13 protein-coding genes are annotated in these 16,313 nt (G+C 68.1%); 3 read left to right on the top strand and 10 right to left on the bottom strand.

What is annotated here, in order from left to right:
- Nucleotides 1-91: 91 nt before the first annotated feature.
- Nucleotides 92-559 (bottom strand): response regulator, encoded by a 468-nt coding sequence (locus V6B97_RS03015; RefSeq protein ID WP_333505013.1) that lies wholly within the window; start codon nucleotides 557-559, stop codon nucleotides 92-94.
- Between the two features lie 256 nt (nucleotides 560-815).
- Between V6B97_RS03015 and V6B97_RS03010 the strand changes: the two genes are divergently transcribed.
- From V6B97_RS03010 to V6B97_RS03000, 3 genes are all read left to right on the top strand, one after another.
- Complete coding sequence (locus V6B97_RS03010; RefSeq protein ID WP_333505012.1) at nucleotides 816-1,934, top strand: sensor histidine kinase; 1,119 nt, start codon at nucleotides 816-818, stop codon at nucleotides 1,932-1,934.
- Nucleotides 1,919-3,385: a sigma-54-dependent transcriptional regulator gene (locus tag V6B97_RS03005; protein WP_333505011.1), complete on the top strand. Its 1,467-nt coding sequence runs from the start codon at nucleotides 1,919-1,921 to the stop codon at nucleotides 3,383-3,385. The genes V6B97_RS03010 and V6B97_RS03005 overlap by 16 nt, the downstream gene beginning before the upstream one ends.
- 314 nt (nucleotides 3,386-3,699) lie before the next feature.
- Nucleotides 3,700-4,425 (top strand): GntR family transcriptional regulator, encoded by a 726-nt coding sequence (locus V6B97_RS03000; protein WP_333505010.1) that lies wholly within the window; start codon nucleotides 3,700-3,702, stop codon nucleotides 4,423-4,425.
- 148 nt (nucleotides 4,426-4,573) lie between these two features.
- Here V6B97_RS03000 and V6B97_RS02995 read toward each other — a convergent pair whose 3' ends face one another.
- From V6B97_RS02995 to V6B97_RS02955, 9 genes are all read right to left on the bottom strand, one after another.
- On the bottom strand, nucleotides 4,574-5,650 hold the full coding sequence (locus tag V6B97_RS02995; RefSeq protein WP_333505009.1) for an Ldh family oxidoreductase: 1,077 nt from the start codon (nucleotides 5,648-5,650) through the stop codon (nucleotides 4,574-4,576).
- Nucleotides 5,651-5,682: 32 nt separating this feature from the next.
- Entirely contained in the window at nucleotides 5,683-7,716 is a 2,034-nt protein-coding gene (locus tag V6B97_RS02990) for a methyl-accepting chemotaxis protein (RefSeq protein WP_333505008.1), read from the bottom strand.
- 364 nt (nucleotides 7,717-8,080) lie between these two features.
- On the bottom strand, nucleotides 8,081-9,331 hold the full coding sequence (gene larA, locus V6B97_RS02985) for a nickel-dependent lactate racemase (protein WP_333505007.1): 1,251 nt from the start codon (nucleotides 9,329-9,331) through the stop codon (nucleotides 8,081-8,083).
- 121 nt (nucleotides 9,332-9,452) lie between these two features.
- Nucleotides 9,453-9,914, bottom strand: a complete 462-nt coding sequence (locus V6B97_RS02980; RefSeq protein WP_333505006.1) for a tripartite tricarboxylate transporter TctB family protein — start codon at nucleotides 9,912-9,914, stop codon at nucleotides 9,453-9,455.
- Entirely contained in the window at nucleotides 9,907-11,451 is a 1,545-nt protein-coding gene (locus tag V6B97_RS02975) for a tripartite tricarboxylate transporter permease (RefSeq protein ID WP_333505123.1), read from the bottom strand. Before V6B97_RS02975 ends, V6B97_RS02980 begins: the two co-directional genes overlap by 8 nt.
- Before the next feature lie 64 nt (nucleotides 11,452-11,515).
- Nucleotides 11,516-12,478: a tripartite tricarboxylate transporter substrate binding protein gene (locus tag V6B97_RS02970; protein WP_333505005.1), complete on the bottom strand. Its 963-nt coding sequence runs from the start codon at nucleotides 12,476-12,478 to the stop codon at nucleotides 11,516-11,518.
- Between the two features lie 327 nt (nucleotides 12,479-12,805).
- Entirely contained in the window at nucleotides 12,806-13,969 is a 1,164-nt protein-coding gene (locus V6B97_RS02965) for a UxaA family hydrolase (protein ID WP_333505003.1), read from the bottom strand.
- A gap of 4 nt (nucleotides 13,970-13,973) precedes the next feature.
- Complete coding sequence (locus V6B97_RS02960) at nucleotides 13,974-14,258, bottom strand: UxaA family hydrolase (RefSeq protein ID WP_333505004.1); 285 nt, start codon at nucleotides 14,256-14,258, stop codon at nucleotides 13,974-13,976.
- Between the two features lie 887 nt (nucleotides 14,259-15,145).
- Nucleotides 15,146-16,309 (bottom strand): UxaA family hydrolase, encoded by a 1,164-nt coding sequence (locus V6B97_RS02955; RefSeq protein WP_333505003.1) that lies wholly within the window; start codon nucleotides 16,307-16,309, stop codon nucleotides 15,146-15,148.
- Nucleotides 16,310-16,313: the final 4 nt, after the last annotated feature.

Here is a 16,313-nt window from a genome sequence, read left to right as displayed (position 1 = left end):
TCCCGGGTCGGAGTATGGTTTGGACGGACCCTGCGGCCGCGCGGCCCTCAGGGGGTGTTTCCAGATCAGGTTTCTTGCCCGGAAACGATCCCTACGCCCCGCCGCGCCCCCGCGCCGCCGCCCTGCGGTCGAGCTGGCCCTGGGTGTAGGCGTCCTCTATCTTGAACAGCAGTTCGTCGAAATCCGTGGGCTTCATCAGGTAGCCGAAGGCGCCCAGGCGCATGCCCTCCACCGCCACCTCCATGTCGGCGTGGCCGGAGAGCATGATCACCTCCACCCCCGGAAATTCGGTGCGGATGCGCTCCAGCGCGCGCATGCCGCCCATGCCGGGCATCTTCACGTCCATGACCACCACGTCGGCCCCCTGGCGGGCCAGGTGTTCCAGCGCTTCTTCGCCGCTGGCCGCCCGCGCGGCCGGAAAGCCGCGCTTGCCCAGGCGCAGGGCCAGCATTTCGGTGCTTTCGGGCTCGTCGTCCACCAGCAGGATGCGCGGCAGGGATCTGCCGGTGCCGGATTGGGCGTCACCGGATGCAGCGTCTGATGTCGGCGTGTCGGTCATGGGGCCTCCCGGCGTCAGGGTGGCGGGTCCTGGCCTCCGTGTATTGTGGAGGGGGCAGGGGGCTGGTCCGCCCTGCCTTCCTACCGCTCTTTGGCATGGGCCACAAGGTGGCTGGACACACGACAGCGGCCCTCTCTCCCCGGCAGACCACGCCCCGGCCCGTCTCGTTGTTCCCGCGCGCGAATTGGGCTAGAACCGCCCCTGACCCACTGACACAACGGACACCACAACCTCACATTCGGCCCACGGATTCGCCATGGTGAACTGGAGACTGCCCAGGGTGGTGCGCTTCCGCCCCAGCCTGCGCGTACGCATCGGCCTGCTGCTGGCCGCGCTGGCGGCCACGTCCATGGCCGCCGCCGCGCTGCCGCTGCTCATGGCCAGCGGGCGGCTGTCGCTGCCCACGCCCTTCGGCACCTGGACGGCGGACCCGGCCACCGACGCCCTGGGGCTGATGCTGCTGGTCCTGTTCCTGGCCGGGCTGCTGGCCGTGGTGGTGTTCCGCCAGGTGCTGGGGCCCATCCGCCGCCTGGCCCTGGAAGGGCTGGAAGACGCCGAAGCCTACGGCAACGAGGTGGAAGTGCTGGACCGCCGCCTGCGCCACCTGCTGGACACCATGCACCGCACCCAGGTGCAGTTGGAGGAAAGCCACGAAACCCTGCGCCAGACCGAAAAGCTGGCCCTGGTGGGCAAGCTGGCGGCCGGGGTGGCCCATTCCATCCGCAACCCGCTGACCTCGGTGAAGCTGCGCCTGTTCGCGCTGGAACGCAGCCTGAAGCTGGGGCCGGACCAGCAGGACCAGCGGGAGGACTTCGAGGTCATCGCCGCCGAAATCCGCCACCTGGACGCCATCGTCACCAACTTTCTGGAATTCTCGCGCCGCCCGCGCCTGCGCATGCAGCCGGTGAGCCCGTCCGACGTGGTGGACATGACCCTGCAACTGCTCAAGCACCGCATAGAGTCGTTCAACGTGGCGGTTTCCGTGCACCGGGCCGAACGCCTGCCCGAGGTGGACGGCGACGCGGAGCAGCTCAAGGAAGCGCTGGTCAACCTCATCCTGAACGCGTGCGAGGCCATGGGCTACGACGGCACGCTGGACATCACGGAAGAAAAGGGCATCATCAATCCGCTGGGCCGGGCCGTGGTCATCCGCATCGCGGACAGCGGCCCCGGCGTGCCCCAGCACATCCGCGAGGAAGTGTTCCAGCCGTTCTTCAGCACCAAGGAAGAAGGCACCGGCCTCGGCCTGCCCATCGCCCGGCGCATCTTCGAGGAGCACGGCGGCTGGCTGCACCTGCACTCGGCGCACGGCAAGGGGGCCACCTTCGTCATCGTGCTGCCCGCCCGCAAGGACGACTCATGGCTAAGATCCTGATCGTCGACGACGAACTGCAACTGCGCCAGAGCTTCCAGCGCCTGCTGGCCGGCGAGGGGCACGACGTGCGCGCCGCATCCACCGGCGAGCAGGGGCTGAAGCTGGTGCGCGAGGAGTTGCCCGACCTCGTGATCATGGACGTGCGCATGCCGGGCATGGACGGCCTGACCGCCCTGCGCGCCATGCGCGAGATAGACGCCCGCCTGCCGGTGGTCATCATGACCGCCTATTCCACCACCGAGACCGCCATCGAGGCCACCAAGATGGGGGCCTTCGACTACATCCTGAAGCCATTCGAGATTCCGGACATCCTGGCGCTCATCGAGCAGGCCGTGGAGGCGGGCCGCCGCATGCGCGCCCGCGTGGACATGATGGCCGACGGCGCGGACGGCGAAGGCGGCGGGCAGGACCCGCTGGGCGAAGCCCTGGTGGGCACCGGCCGGGCCATGCACCAGGTGTACAAGGCCATCGGCCGGGCCGCGCCCACCGACGCCCTGGTGCTGGTGCGGGGCGAATCGGGCACCGGCAAGGAACTGGTGGCCCGCGCCGTGTACCAGCACAGCCTGCGCGGCCAGAAGCCGTTCCTGGTCATCAACTGCGTGGCCATTCCGGACACGTTGCTGGAAAGCGAGTTGTTCGGCTACGAGAAGGGAGCCTTCACCGGGGCCACCAACCGCCGGGTGGGCAAGATAGAGCAGGCCAACGGCGGCACCGTGTTCCTGGACGAAATAGGCGACATGCCGCTGGGCATCCAGGCCAAGCTGCTGCGCCTGTTGCAGGAAAAGCAGATCGAACGGCTGGGCGGCCGCCAGCCCATACCCGTGGACGTGCGCATCATCGCGGCCACCAACACCGACCTGGAAGCCGCCGTGGCCGACGGGCGCTTCCGCGAGGACCTCTACTACCGGCTGAAGGTGGTCACCCTGTGGCTGCCCCCCCTGCGCGAGCGCAGCGAGGACATCCCCCCGCTGGCCCGGTATTTCCTGGCCCGCTTCTCGCGCGAGATGGACATGCCGAACCCCGGCATCACCCCCGAGGCCCTGGCCTATCTGGAAGCGCAACCGTGGCCGGGCAACGTGCGCGAACTGGGCAACACCATCCAGAAGGCGCTGGTGTTCAGCCGGGGCGGGCCGCTGGGCGAGCCGGACCTGAAGCAGGCCCTGGAGGCCAGCCGGGGCATCCGGCCCGGCAGCGAAGGCCCGGCCTGCGACCTTTCGCTGGCCGCCGACCAGACCATGCAGGAGCTTATCCGCCGCACGCTGAGCGAAAGCGACGGCGACAACGTGTTCGACGCGCTGATGGACCACGTGGGGCGGCTGGTGGTGCGCGAAGCGCTGCACCTTACCGGGGGCAACCGCACCCGTGCCGCGCGCCTGCTGGGGCTTTCGCGCCCCACCCTGCTGGCCAAGATAGAAAAGTACGGGCTGCGCATAGAGACGCAGGTTTCCTGAGCCGGAGGAAGATGCGCCGGGGCCGGACGGAACTGGACGGAACTGGGCAGAACTGGGCAGAACTGGTCTGAACTAGGCTGAACCGGGCTGAACTGGGCTGAATTGGGCACGGCCCGCGAGCCGGGGCCGGAAAACGACGCGGCCCGCTCCGCAGGCGGCGGAACGGGCTGGTTGGGCGCACTCTCAGCCTCTTGTGCTGTGCCCGTTTCTCGGATAGTTGCAGGGCACGGGCCAAGACTGATATCTTATATTTATTGCAAGACCCGCCACCCAACCCGGGGGCCGATCGCTCCCGAGACTACAAACAAAGACACATGCCTGTAAAGCCCGCCTTTCACCCTCTCTACCAGCAGGTCAAGGAATCGCTGATCCGCCGCATCGCCATCGGCGAATGGGCGCCGGGCACCTTCCTGCCCAGCGAACCGGCCCTGGCCGAAGAATACGGCGTCAGCCACGGCACCCTGCGCAAGGCGCTGAACGAGCTGACCGCCGAGCGGCGCGTGGTGCGCTATCAGGGCAAGGGCACGGCCGTGGCCACCTTCGACGCGGACGAGGCGTTGTTCCGCTTCTTCCGCATCGTCAGCTGCGAGGACAGGCGCACCCTGCCCATCTCGGAAGTGTACAGCGCAACCCCGGCCAACGCCGACGCCGAAGAGGCGGCGGCCCTGGACATTCCCGTGGGCGCGCCGGTGTTCCGCATCGAACGCGTGCGCTCGCTGGACGGCGTGCCGCTGCTCAACGAAAGCATCTCGCTGAACTGCGCGCGCATGCCCGGCATCGAGGCCATTCCGCACAACGCGCTGCCCAACACCCTGTACGATTTCTTCCAGAAGCGGTTCAACGTGACCATCGCCAAGGCGGATGAAAGCATCACCGCCGTGGCCGCCGACAGGACCGATTCCCAGCGCCTGGGCGTGTCCGTGGGGCACCCGCTGCTGGCAATCCGCCGCGTGGCCATGGACATCGAGGACAACCCGGTGGAACTGCGCCACACCCGTTGCGTGACCGCCAACTTCCACTACCGCACCAAGCTTTCGTAGCCGCGCGGGCCGCCGCCCGGCGCCGCGTGAAAGGGCCTTCCCGCCGGGGAAGGCCCTTTTGCGTTTCCCCGCGTAGCGGGGGTGCACCGCCGGGATGGACTGTTCACGAGTAACGGGCGTTAGGGGCTGTTTTCAACCCTGAATGGCTCTAGACCATGCCGGCGCGCTGCAACAACTCCTCGTGCAGAGGCCGGGGCACGGGCACCCCTTCGCGCAGGGCGCGGCGCTGCAATTCGAACCGCCGGGCGCCGGGCAGGCGGGTGCCCGGCTGGTCCAGCACGTGGCCCAGCAGGGCGGCGGCCCGTTCGGCGAAATCGGCGCCGAAGGCTTGCGGCGAAAGCAGCACCATGCACTGTCCGGTGCGCGGCGGGCCGCCTTCGGCGTCCAGGAACGACGTGGCCTCGAAGGCGTGGTTGCTGCCGGTGAGCGACGCGGACAGCAGTTCCACCATCAGCGCCAGGGCCGCCCCCTTGGCCCCGCCGAAGGGCAGCAGCATGCCGCCCAGCGCCACGGCCGGGTCGGTGGTGGGCCTGCCGTCGGCGGCCACGGCCCAGCCCTCGGGGATGGGACGGCCCACGCGGGCCGCGTCCACGATGCGCCCGCGCGCCACGGTGCTCAGCGAAAGGTCCAGTACCAGCGGGTCGGGCCTGTCCGCGCCGGAGCCGTCGGGGGAGTCGGGGGAGTCGGGAGCGCCGGTTCCCTCCCCCCTGCCGGGCAGGGCCACCGGCGGGCAGGCGAAGGCCACCGGGTTGGTGCCGAACGAGGCGCGGTTGCCGCCCCACGGGGCCATGGCCGCCGGGGTGTTGGCGAACAGCAGCGCCACCAGCCCCTGCCGGGCCGCCCGTTCCACGTGCAGCCCGCCCACGCCGCAATGGTGCGAGTCGGTCACGCCCATGACCGCGCAGCCCATCCGCTTGGCCAGAGGCACGGCCACGGCCAGCCCGGCGTCGATGGCCGGGTAGGCGAAGCCGCACGCGGCGTCCACGCGCACCACCGCCGGAAACGGCGTTTCCACGCGCGGCACGGCGTCGCCGCGCACCTTGCCCACCGCCGCCTGGTCCACGTACTGCGGCAGGCGCGACATCCCGTGCGAGGGGATGCCCATGCACTCGGCCGCCACCAGCGCGTCGGCCACGCTGGCCGCGGCGTCGGGGCGCACGCCCACCCGTTCCAGCGCGGCGCGGCACAGTGTTGCGAGGTCTTCGGGCCTGACGATGACTGCCATGGTTGCTCCCGGGGCCAAGGCCCCCTGTGTTGTTATGTGCGCAGCCGGTGCAACGCCTGCTCCAGTTGCGCGGCCATTTCCGACAGTTCGCGGATGGCCACGGCCGACTGCTGCATGCCGCCCGCCGTTTCCGCCGCGATGTCGCTGACCGACTGCACGGTGCGTCCGATCTGCTCGCTGGCGGCGGACTGCTGCTCCGCCGCCGTGGCAATGCCGTTGACCTGCGCGGCGGAGTCGCCCACGATGCGCACGATGGCGTCCAGCGCCTGGCCCGATTCGCGGGCGGACCGGGTGGCCTCGCCCACGGCGGCCACGGAGTGCTCCACCGCGTCCACGTTGCGCCGGGCCACGTCCTGGATGCCGCGCACGCTGCCGCCCACTTCCGCCGTGGCCTGCATGGTGCGCTCGGCCAGCTTGCGCACCTCGTCGGCCACCACGGCGAAGCCCCGCCCGGCGTCCCCGGCGCGGGCCGCCTCGATGGCCGCGTTCAGCGCCAGCAGGTTGGTCTGGTCCGCGATGTCGGCGATCATCTCCATGACCTTGCCGATGGCCTCTGCCTTGACGCCCAGTTCCTGCATGTTGCGGCGCACCGCGTCGGAGCCATCCGCCACCTTCTCGATGGCGGCGACGGTGCGGGCCACCACCTGCGCGCCCTCTTCCGCGTTGCGGCGCGAATCGTCGGACCCGCGGCTGGTGGCGGCGGCGCTGGCGGCCACCTCGGCCACGGCCGCGTTCATCTGGGTGATGGCGGCCAGGGTTTCGGCCATGCGCTGCTGCTGCACCTCGGCCCCCGCGCCCACCTGTTCGGCCTGGGCGGCCAGTTCTTCCGCGGCGGCGGCGATGCGCGCGGAAATGGCGTGGGCTTCGTCCGCCACCGAAAGCATGGTCCTGTTGGCCGATTCCACGCCCGTGCGGGCCTCGTCCGCCTGCTGCATGGCCAGGCGGGCCCGCTCCGACTCCTCGCGCGCCCGGCGCGATTCCTCTTCGGCGCTGGCAAGGTGGGCCTTCAGCGATTCCACCATGTCCACGATGTGGCCGTACACGCCCGTGTGCGGGCTGCCGTCGTCAATGGCGTAGTCGCCCTCGGTGACCCGACGGGCGATGTCGGCCAGTTCGCCGGGATCCTTGCCCAACTGGCGCACGGTGCCGCGCGGCAGGGCCACGGCGATGCACGCCCCGATGACCATGGCGGCCAGGGCCACCCCGGCCAGCAGCCAGGTGGCGGTGCGCACCGAGGCGTCGGACGCCGCCGAGGCATGTTGCAGCGCCTCGGACGCGGCGGCCTGGGTGGCGGCCACCACCTGCTGCTGGCGGTCCAGGGCCTCGTACTTGGCCAGCATCTGGCGCGAGAATATGCCGAACAGGCCGGAATAGTTGCCCACGTAGCCCACGAGTTCCTGCACGGCGTCCTGGGACGGCTCATCCGGCTGGGCGTCGCGCGCCGCCTGGAAGGACTTGCGGGCTTCGGTCAGCCTGGCGCGGATGGCCGTGCGCAACTCCTCTGTGGGTGTTTCCAGAAACTGCCCGGTCAGCACGCGCACCTCGGCGAAGGCGGCGGCCCCGGCGTGCAGCATCCGGTACCCCTCCAGACGCCCCGCGTCGGGAGCCGCCTGCAACGCGCCGCCAAGCCTGCCGTCCAGCGCGGCTACGGCCTCCACCACCTTGGCGGCGTTGGCGCCGATGCGCTGTTGCATGGCGATGGCCTCGTTCTGCGAGTTCACCAACTGGGCGAAGGCGGTCTTGAAATTTTCCAGGTTTTCCAGCAGCCCGTTGCCGTCGGCCCGCATCCAGTCATGCGCAAGGCCGACGCCCGCCGCCTCGATGACGGCGCGGGCGTCGTCCAGGCCCTTGTCCGTGGCCGCCGCGTGGGCCTGGTCGCCGCGCAGCATGAAGCGCCCCATGGACGCCTCCGCCGACGAAAGATGGCGCATGGCCGTTTCTATGGACGTGGAATAGTTGCCGTAGGCGACCATTTCGTGCATTCCCCGCCAGCCTATGGCGCCCACGATGGCCGTCAACGACAGCACGGCCATGAATCCGAGATAGAGTTTGGTTTTCAGGAGCATGCCGCCCTCCGGAGCGTGTCTGGTGTTCTGCCTGCCGGCCAGAGGAGCATGCCCGCGCGTTCCGGCGCGGCCCGCTCCTGCTTCGGATACGTTCCCCCCTCGTCTCGCCGCCGTCCCTCCCCGGACACGGCTTCATGCCGCCTCACCCCACCCGGTTGCCGCGTTTCCCCCCGCGGCACCGGGCACGTCCTTGCGGCCGCATGCCCCCCGGCAGCCCGGCCGCCACACCCTTCGGCGCGCGCCCCATCCGCCCCCCTTGCGGAGTGGCGGGCGGGGCATCCGGTGCGTGCCGTCCGCCGCATGGCGGAAGCGCACCGGATGCCCCGCCCGCCGTTCCAGGAGGAGACGGGCACGCTCTCGCCGGTTATTTCCTGTAGAAGAACGACGAGTTGGCGCTTTTCACCACGGCCACGCGCGGGTTCTTCATTCCGGCCAGCCAGCCGTCCACGGTCTGCTGCATGTCGCCGGGCACCAGATGGCATTCGCGCATCCGGTCCGGGTCCAGGTCGGAATGCACCACCACGTCGAAGCGGGTGGTGGACCGCGCGAACAGGAAGCCCTTGTGCGCGCCCATGCGGAACGCCCCGGACTCGAAGTCCTTCTTCAGCGAATGCGCGCAGGGAAAGCGCCGCACGTAGTCGTGGTACACCTCGTCCCCGATGCCCTGGCCGCACTCGGCCACCAGCAGCACCCTGGCCCCCGGCGCGGCGCACTGCACCGCCGTGTTCAGCCCCTTCTGGGCCTGGTACAGGCAGATGTCCTTGGGCGCGCCCCCGCACGAGGCGATGACGATGTCGTACGGCTCGTCGTAGGCCAGCCCGTACACCCCGGCCGTGACCTTGGCCGCGGCGCGCATGACCAGCGGGGGCCAGCCCGCCAGCACCGCCACCGGGCGCTTGGCCGCGTCCAGCACCACGTTGACGGCCAGGGCCACCCCGGCCAGTTCGCCCGCCTCGTCCAGGTCGAGGCGCACGGGGTTGTTCTCTATGGCGCCCACGGTGGCGGCCGGGTCGCGCATCAGGCGGTGGTTGGCCTCGATCATGGCGGCCGAGGCGCAGCCGATGGCCACGCCCTTGGCCCCGCCGGTGAAGCCCACGAACTGGTGCGCGTCCACCATGCCGATGACGATCTTCAGGTCCGCCGCGCCGTAGGCGGCGTTGACCTCCACCGGGGTGCCGCGCGTGGTGGCGCCGAAGCGGGCCAGCGGCGAATGCTCGGCGTCGTGGGCCACCACGCGGCAGCCCCGCAGGTCCTCGGGCAGCACGCGGGCAAGCTGGGCCTCGTCCGCCGGGGGATGCAGGCCGCCGCCCACCACCACCACGACGTCCTGCGGCTTCAGCGCGGGATACGCGGCGAACAGCCTGTCCAGCACCGGCGGCAGCAGCAACCGCACCGGCACGGGGCGCGTTTCGTCGGGCACGGCGATGGCCACGGAGCGCGGGGCCGGGCGGTCCTCCAGCCGGGGGCAGCCCAGCGGGTCGTCCAGGGTTGCATGCAGGGCGGCCAGGGGATCGGCCAACGGCTCCACGGGGTTCGGCTCGAACACGTCCACGTGGATGTCCTCGGGCAGTTCCAGGGGCACGTGGCCGTGCCCGTACTTCAGGTCGATGCGCATGAAACGGAACCTCTTGCGGGTGGTATCGACAACGGAAACGGATGCCCCCCGCCGCACGCAACCCTTCCGGGAATGCGCACGACGGGGGGACGGAGCGAACGGCGCCGTGCGGCAGGTGCGCTTAGAACAGCATGCCTTCCGGAGTGGGAACGCCCAACAGCATCGCGAACCCTATCCAGACGGACAGGCACAGCACCACGGTGAACGCGGCGGAGGCCAGCGCCTTTCTGCGCGTACCGCGACTGGCGTCGCCCAGCACCATGGACATGCCGAACAGGTACAGGGCGGAGGCAAGGTAGAAGCCCAGCAGGGGGATGATGGCGACATAGGCGATGGCCCCGGCCGAGATGATGCCCACCCGGCCCACGGCCACGGGTTCGTCGTCCTGCGGCGCGTCCCCGCCCTTGCGGCCCTTCAGCATGCCAAGGCCGCACAGGTAGATGCCGCCAAGCGCCATGAAGATGACGAGCATCCGGGGAAACAGCAGGCTGACACCTTCAAGGTCGCCGCTCTGGGCGTGGAACACGCCGGCCATGACCAGTACGGCGAGACCGGATGCGATGTCGGCAACGCTGCTACGCATGGGTGGAGTCCTCCTTGGGCTGCGGCACGTCGCAACCGCAGTCGCGGCGCTTGCGCTTCCAGTCCAGCAGGAAGGGCGTGGCCAGGGAAAGCAGGGTGAGCAGGATGAGCAGGATGGCGATGGGGCTTTCAAGGAACACGTTGATCACCGATCCGCCCGATGCCTTGGACAGGTGCACGCACTTGCCCAGGTTCTCCTCGATCATGGGGCCAAGGATGATGCCGAGAGCCATGGCCCCGGTGTCCAGCCCCACCCGGCCCGAGAAGTAGCCCAGGAAGCCGAAGACGATGACGATCCACACGTCCAGCATGCTGTTGCGGATGGCGTACGAGCCGATGACCGACAGCACCACGATGGCGATGGCCACGAAGGTCAGGCGGATGCTGAGCAGCCTGGTCATGATGCGGGCCAGCAGCAGGCCGATGGGGATCATCAGCAGGTTCACGGCGAACTGCGACATGATGAAGGTGTAGGCCAGGTCGCCCGTGGCGGTGAACACCTTGAAGCCGGGCTGGATGCCCTTGGCCAGCAGCGCGCCCAGGATGACCGCCGCCACCGCGCTGCCCGGAATGCCCAGGGTCAGCATGGGGATGAGCGAGCCGCCGATGACCGCGTTGTTGGCGCTTTCGCTGGCGGCCACGCCCTCGATCACGCCCTTGCCGTAGCGTTCGGGATTCTTGTCCCAGCGCTTGGACTCGTTGTAGGCGATGATGGAGGCGATCTCGCCGCCCGCGCCGGGCAGCATGCCCACCAGGCCGCCGATGAGCGACGAACGCATCAGGATGACCTTGCAGCGGCCCGCCAGGGCGCGCAGCACTTCGCGGAAGGCCCCCGGAGTGGGCCTGTACTCGGCGATGTACGGCTTGTAGCTGCCGATCAGGTACAGCACCTGCGAGAAGGAGAACAGGCCGATCATGGCCGGGATGACCTCGATGCCCTGCACCAGCGGGTAGTACCCGAAGGTGAAGCGCGGCACGCCGGCGTTGGGATCGATGCCCACGGTGGACACCAGAAGGCCCATGGCGCCCGACAGCAGGCCCTTGACCATGTTGCCCGACGACATGACCGCGATGGTGGACAGGCCGAAGATGCACAGCCAGAAATTCTCCGGGCCGCCGAACTGCAAGGCGACCCGGGCCAGCGGCGCGGCCAGGAACAGCAACAGCACGGTGCCGACGATGCCGCCGAAGGCGGACGAAAGCAGGGAGGTGATCAGGCCGATGTCGGCGCGGCCGGCCTGACACAGGGGCCAGCCGTCGAAGGTGGTGGCCACGGAAGAGGGGGTGCCCGGCGTGCAGATCAGGCAGGCGGAGTTGGCCCCGCCGTAGATGGCCCCCGCGTAGATGGCGCCCAGCATGATCAGGCCGCTGGTGGCGTCCATGGCGAAGGTGGCCGGCACCATGAGGGCGACGCCCATGGTGGCGGTAAGGCCCGGCAGGGCCCCCACGATGATGCCCCCCGTCAGCCCCGCGACCATCAGCAGGATGTTCAGCGGCTCGAACAGGTGCCCGATGGCCGGTCCGATAAATTCCATCATCATGAAGCTCCTTGGTACGGGCCGGGGAGGGATGGCACCCCCTCCCCGGCGGTATCAGGACCGCCTACTTCAGCAGGCCGGCCTTTTGCAGCATGGTTCTGGCGAACTCGTTCTGGGTCCGGACGTACGCCGCAAAGGTGTCGCCATCCATGTACTCGGTGGGCTGGCCCGCCTTCTTCATGTCGGCGATGTATTCGGGGTCGTCGCAGATCTTCTTGAAGGTTTCGCGCAGGTAGTCCAGCTGGGCCTTGTCGATGCCCTTGGGGGCGACGTAGGCGCGGCGGATGTCGGACACCACGTCGAAGCCCTGTTCGCGCAGGGTGGCCACGTCGGGCAGGAAGTCGTTGCGCTTTTCGCCGGCCAGGCCGAGCACGGTCATTTCCTCCAGGCTGCGCATGACATCGTTCAGGTTGCCGAACATGACGTCGATCTCGCCGCCCAGCAGGGCCGCGTTCTGGTCGGCGGCGCCCTTGTAGAACACTTCGGTGACGGGAAAGTCGAACTTGCCCTTCACGTCGAGGAACATCAGGTGATGGCCGCTGTTGGGGCCCACCAGGCCCACCTTGAGTTTGCCGGGGTTGGCCTTGGCGAACTCGAAGACGTCCTTCACGGACTTGAGCTTGCTGTCGTTACGCACGACCACGGCCTGCGGGTCGTTCACGACCTGGCAGATGTAGGCGTAGCTATCGATGGAGAACATGGCCTTCTGGACCATGGGCTGCAACACCAGGTGCGGAATGTTGATGCCGCCGATGGTATAGCCGTCGGGACGGGCGTTGGCGATCTCGCCGAAGCCGATGGCGCCGCCGGCGCCGGGCTTGTAGACGAACACCCACTGCTGGTCGGAGTACTTGTTCCAGTACTTCTGCATGATGCGGGCCTGCACGTCGCTGGACCCGCCCGCCGTGAAGGCGATGATCATGTTGATGGGCTTGTCGGGATACTTGGCGTAGGCATCGCCGGCAACCGCGAGGCCGAGGACGAGCAGCGCCGCAAGGGCCAGCCGCGCAAGGAAACGCACTTTCATGTAGGGCTCCTTTTTCGGTCTTTGAGTTCAAGGCACCTGTCGATGCTCCCCCTCGGGGGGAGCGAAATTCTGGCAGCGCCCGTACGAACCGGCCCCACGAAAGGCGGGGGTGAGTGGCGGCGGTCCCCATGCATGCATACGCCGCTACGCCGTCCCGCAGGATCACGCCCGTGGCGGTCCCGCCCCTTGCTGGTTCGCTGTCAAGCAATTCTCCCGATCACTACGCGCGCTACCTGTGGTGGTCATGGTCTCGCTGTCCCGCCCCGGCGTGCCACCGACCGGGGCGGGACGCCCCCTCCGCGACCGTCGCGGAGGGGGTGGCGAAGACTAGGCGCTTTCGTACAGACGGGTGAGCACGAACTCGCGGTGGCCCAGCACTTCGGCGGCGGTGTTGCGGCCGTTGGCGGTGCGGATGGCCATTTCCACCAGCTTGTCGCCGGCGCCGTCCATGGTCAGCTCCTTGCGCAGGATGCCGGAGACGTCCACGTCGATGTGCTCGCTCATGGTGCGCACCGTGCGCGGGTTGGCGCACAGCTTCACCACGGGCAGGATCGGGTTGCCGATGACGTTGCCCTGCCCGGTGGGGAACAGGTGCACCACGTACCCGGCGGCCGCGCACAGGGTGACCATTTCCGCCGCGGCGGACGAGGAGTCCATGAACCACAGGCCGGGGCCGGTGGGGGCTTCGGCCTTGTCCAGGCAGCCCACCACGGGGGCCTTGCGGCCGATCTTCTGGATGTTGCCCAGCGCCTTTTCCTCGATGGTGGTCAGGCCGCCCTCGATGTTGCCCTTGGTGGGCTGCGAGTCGGAAAGGTCGCTGGTCTTGTGGTCGTCCACCAGCTTGGCGTAGCGGTCGAAGAAGAACTGGAACTGCTTGCGCACCTCGTCGTTGGCACAGCGCGCAGCCACCAGGTGTTCGCCGCCGGTCAGTTCGGTGGTTTCACCGAACAGCAGGGTGCAGCCCTGGTCGTACAGCTTGTCGAAGGCGTTGCCCACGGTGGGGTTGGAGGCGATGCCCGAGGTGGTGTCCGACTCGCCGCACTTGGTGGACACCCACAGGTCGCTCACCGGGCATTCCACGCGCTGCAACTCGGAGGCCCAGTGCATGAATTCCTTGGCCTTGCGCGAGGCGTTGCAGATGGTGTTGTGGTCGCCGTTCTGCTCGATGGAGAAGCCCGCCACCGGCTTGCCGGTCTTGGCGATGCCTTCCACGATGCGGTTGGTCCACTGCGGCTCGATGCCGATGACCACCACCGCGGCCACGTTGGGGTTGCTGCCCACGCCGATCAGGGTGCGGAAGTGCAGCTCCAGGTCTTCACCGAACTGCAGGCGGCCGTAAGGATGCGGCAGGGCCATGGTGCCCTTGACGTTGTTGGCCACCGCTTCCGACGCGGCGTTGGAAAGGTCGTCCAGGGGCAGGATGATCACGTGGTTGCGCACGCCGACGCGGCCGTTTTCGCGGCGGTAGCCGAAGAAGGTATTCGCGGTCATGTTCCTACCACCTCTTGGTCTTGACGTTGTGGACGTGCAGGTGTTCGCCCTGCTTGATGGGAGCGATGACCTTGCCGATGTCGGTGCCGTACTTGATCACGGTGTCACCCACGGACAGGTCCTTCAGGGCCAGCTTGTGGCCGATGGGAATATCGTTGAGCACCTTGAAGGTGATGGTCTTGTCCTCTGCCATCACCCAGCCGGTCAGGTCCTGGCCGGCCTTGACGCCTTCGACAACCACGACGCCGACGGAATCGCCGTCTTCGTGCACCAGAAATTGGATCGACATGGAGTTCCTCCTTGGGGAGCGTTGTTGGAAACATGCGTATGATGTCTTATGCAAGACTGTCAACGTGAAACTTGAACCTTTTTGCCCAAGCCGGGCGACTTCACGCCAACATGGCACAACACTTCATGTTTTTTATGTCTCCCCCGGCCCTCTCTCCGACAGGTTGGGGGTGGCGCTCCATATCGTATTTTTCAATACGCTGATATTCTTCATATTACCAAAAGTGATTGTGTGCTCGGTGAAATAAAGAACGATGCGGTACCCTCGAATATCGTGCCAACTGGTTAAACAATCAATATTGGGTGCTTGCAGTGAGCCGGTTCTGCCGGGCCGGGTGACCGCTGCGGCCCATGTGCTTTTTCTCCCATACGCCGTTGCCGTCCGGGAAATGCACATCGACCTATCCGGACGATTACCATCCACATGAACAGTCTGCACCACCAAATTTACGCCGCCTGTCACAATGGTACATCGGTATTGCGGCGTATTGATTGCCATATCGAGAGCGCGGCCCTCTTTTGGGGCGGGTGTTTTTTGCGCGCACGCAAAAACGGGACGCGGACCCGTTTCCGGGTCCGCGTCCGCAAGGGGCGCCGCGCGTCAGGCGGTGCGCGCGGCGATGGGGAGGATGGTATGCAGAGAACAAGGGGTGGCCCCCTGCGCCCCCATGCATCAGTCGGGGATCGAGGCGGATGCGCGGTGAGAGCACCGGCCGGAGTTCGGCCGGAACCCGGCGCGGGGCCGTGAGATATCAGGGTGGCGGCACACGGACGCGGGACATGCCGGCATGGGCTTGCGCTCCCCGTCGGCCGGCGGCGTCCGCGTGCCGCCCAATTGGCGTCCCCATGGCGGCGGTGCGCAGCCGCCATGGGGACACGCTTCTGAGACTAGGCGCTTTCGTACAGGCGGGTGAGCACGAACTCGCGGTGGCCCAGCACTTCGGCGGCGGTGTTACGGCCGTTGGCAGTGCGGATGGCCATTTCCACCAGCTTGTCGCCGGCGCCGTCCATGGTCAGTTCCTTGCGCAGGATGCCGGAGACGTCCACGTCGATGTGCTCGCTCATGGTGCGCACCGTGCGCGGGTTGGCGCACAGCTTCACCACGGGCAGGATCGGGTTGCCGATGACGTTGCCCTGCCCGGTGGGGAACAGGTGCACCACGTACCCGGCGGCCGCGCACAGGGTGACCATTTCCGCCGCGGCGGACGAGGAATCCATGAACCACAGGCCGGGGCCGGTGGGGGCTTCGGCCTTGTCCAGGCAGCCCACCACGGGGGCCTTGCGGCCGATCTTCTGGATGTTGCCCAGCGCCTTTTCCTCGATGGTGGTCAGGCCGCCCTCGATGTTGCCCTTGGTGGGCTGCGAGTCGGAAAGGTCGCTGGTCTTGTGGTCGTCCACCAGCTTGGCGTAGCGGTCGAAGAAGAACTGGAACTGCTTGCGCACTTCGTCGTTGGCACAGCGCGCAGCCACCAGGTGTTCGCCGCCGGTCAGTTCGGTGGTTTCACCGAACAGCAGGGTGCAGCCCTGATCGTACAGCTTGTCGAAGGCGTTGCCCACGGTGGGGTTGGAGGCGATGCCCGAGGTGGTGTCCGACTCGCCGCACTTGGTGGACACCCACAGGTCGCTGACGGGGCATTCCACGCGCTGCAACTCGGAGGCCCAGTGCATGAATTCCTTGGCCTTGCGCGAGGCGTTGCAGATGGTGTTGTGGTCGCCGTTCTGCTCGATGGAGAAGCCCGCCACCGGCTTGCCGGTCTTGGCGATGCCTTCCACGATGCGGTTGGTCCACTGCGGCTCGATGCCGATGACCACCACCGCGGCCACGTTGGGGTTGCTGCCCACGCCGATCAGGGTGCGGAAGTGCAGTTCCAGGTCTTCACCGAACTGCAGGCGGCCATAGGGGTGCGGCAGGGCCATGGTGCCCTTGACGTTGTTGGCCACCGCTTCCGACGCGGCGTTGGAAAGGTCGTCCAGGGGCAGGATGATCACGTGGTTGCGCACGCCGACGCGGCCGTTTTCGCGGCGGTAGCCGAAGAAGGTATTCGCGGTCATGTTC

The organism is Nitratidesulfovibrio sp. 1201_IL3209, from assembly GCF_036763125.1.
In the GTDB taxonomy this organism is placed as follows: Bacteria; Desulfobacterota; Desulfovibrionia; order Desulfovibrionales; family Desulfovibrionaceae; genus Cupidesulfovibrio.
This window is presented reverse-complemented; position numbering and strand designations above follow the sequence as displayed.

Bases quoted from the DNA above. Each gene is read 5' to 3' on its own strand.
- V6B97_RS03015 (WP_333505013.1), bottom strand. From the start codon at position 559: ATGACCGACACGCCGACATCAGACGCTGCATCCGGTGACGCCCAATCC.
- V6B97_RS03010 (WP_333505012.1), top strand. From the start codon at position 816: ATGGTGAACTGGAGACTGCCCAGGGTGGTGCGCTTCCGCCCCAGCCTG.
- V6B97_RS03005 (WP_333505011.1), top strand. From the start codon at position 1,919: ATGGCTAAGATCCTGATCGTCGACGACGAACTGCAACTGCGCCAGAGC.
- V6B97_RS03000 (WP_333505010.1), top strand. From the start codon at position 3,700: ATGCCTGTAAAGCCCGCCTTTCACCCTCTCTACCAGCAGGTCAAGGAA.
- V6B97_RS02995 (WP_333505009.1), bottom strand. From the start codon at position 5,650: ATGGCAGTCATCGTCAGGCCCGAAGACCTCGCAACACTGTGCCGCGCC.
- V6B97_RS02990 (WP_333505008.1), bottom strand. From the start codon at position 7,716: ATGCTCCTGAAAACCAAACTCTATCTCGGATTCATGGCCGTGCTGTCG.
- larA (WP_333505007.1), bottom strand. From the start codon at position 9,331: ATGCGCATCGACCTGAAGTACGGGCACGGCCACGTGCCCCTGGAACTG.
- V6B97_RS02980 (WP_333505006.1), bottom strand. From the start codon at position 9,914: ATGCGTAGCAGCGTTGCCGACATCGCATCCGGTCTCGCCGTACTGGTC.
- V6B97_RS02975 (WP_333505123.1), bottom strand. From the start codon at position 11,451: ATGATGGAATTTATCGGACCGGCCATCGGGCACCTGTTCGAGCCGCTG.
- V6B97_RS02970 (WP_333505005.1), bottom strand. From the start codon at position 12,478: ATGAAAGTGCGTTTCCTTGCGCGGCTGGCCCTTGCGGCGCTGCTCGTC.
- V6B97_RS02965 (WP_333505003.1), bottom strand. From the start codon at position 13,969: ATGACCGCGAATACCTTCTTCGGCTACCGCCGCGAAAACGGCCGCGTC.
- V6B97_RS02960 (WP_333505004.1), bottom strand. From the start codon at position 14,258: ATGTCGATCCAATTTCTGGTGCACGAAGACGGCGATTCCGTCGGCGTC.
- V6B97_RS02955 (WP_333505003.1), bottom strand. From the start codon at position 16,309: ATGACCGCGAATACCTTCTTCGGCTACCGCCGCGAAAACGGCCGCGTC.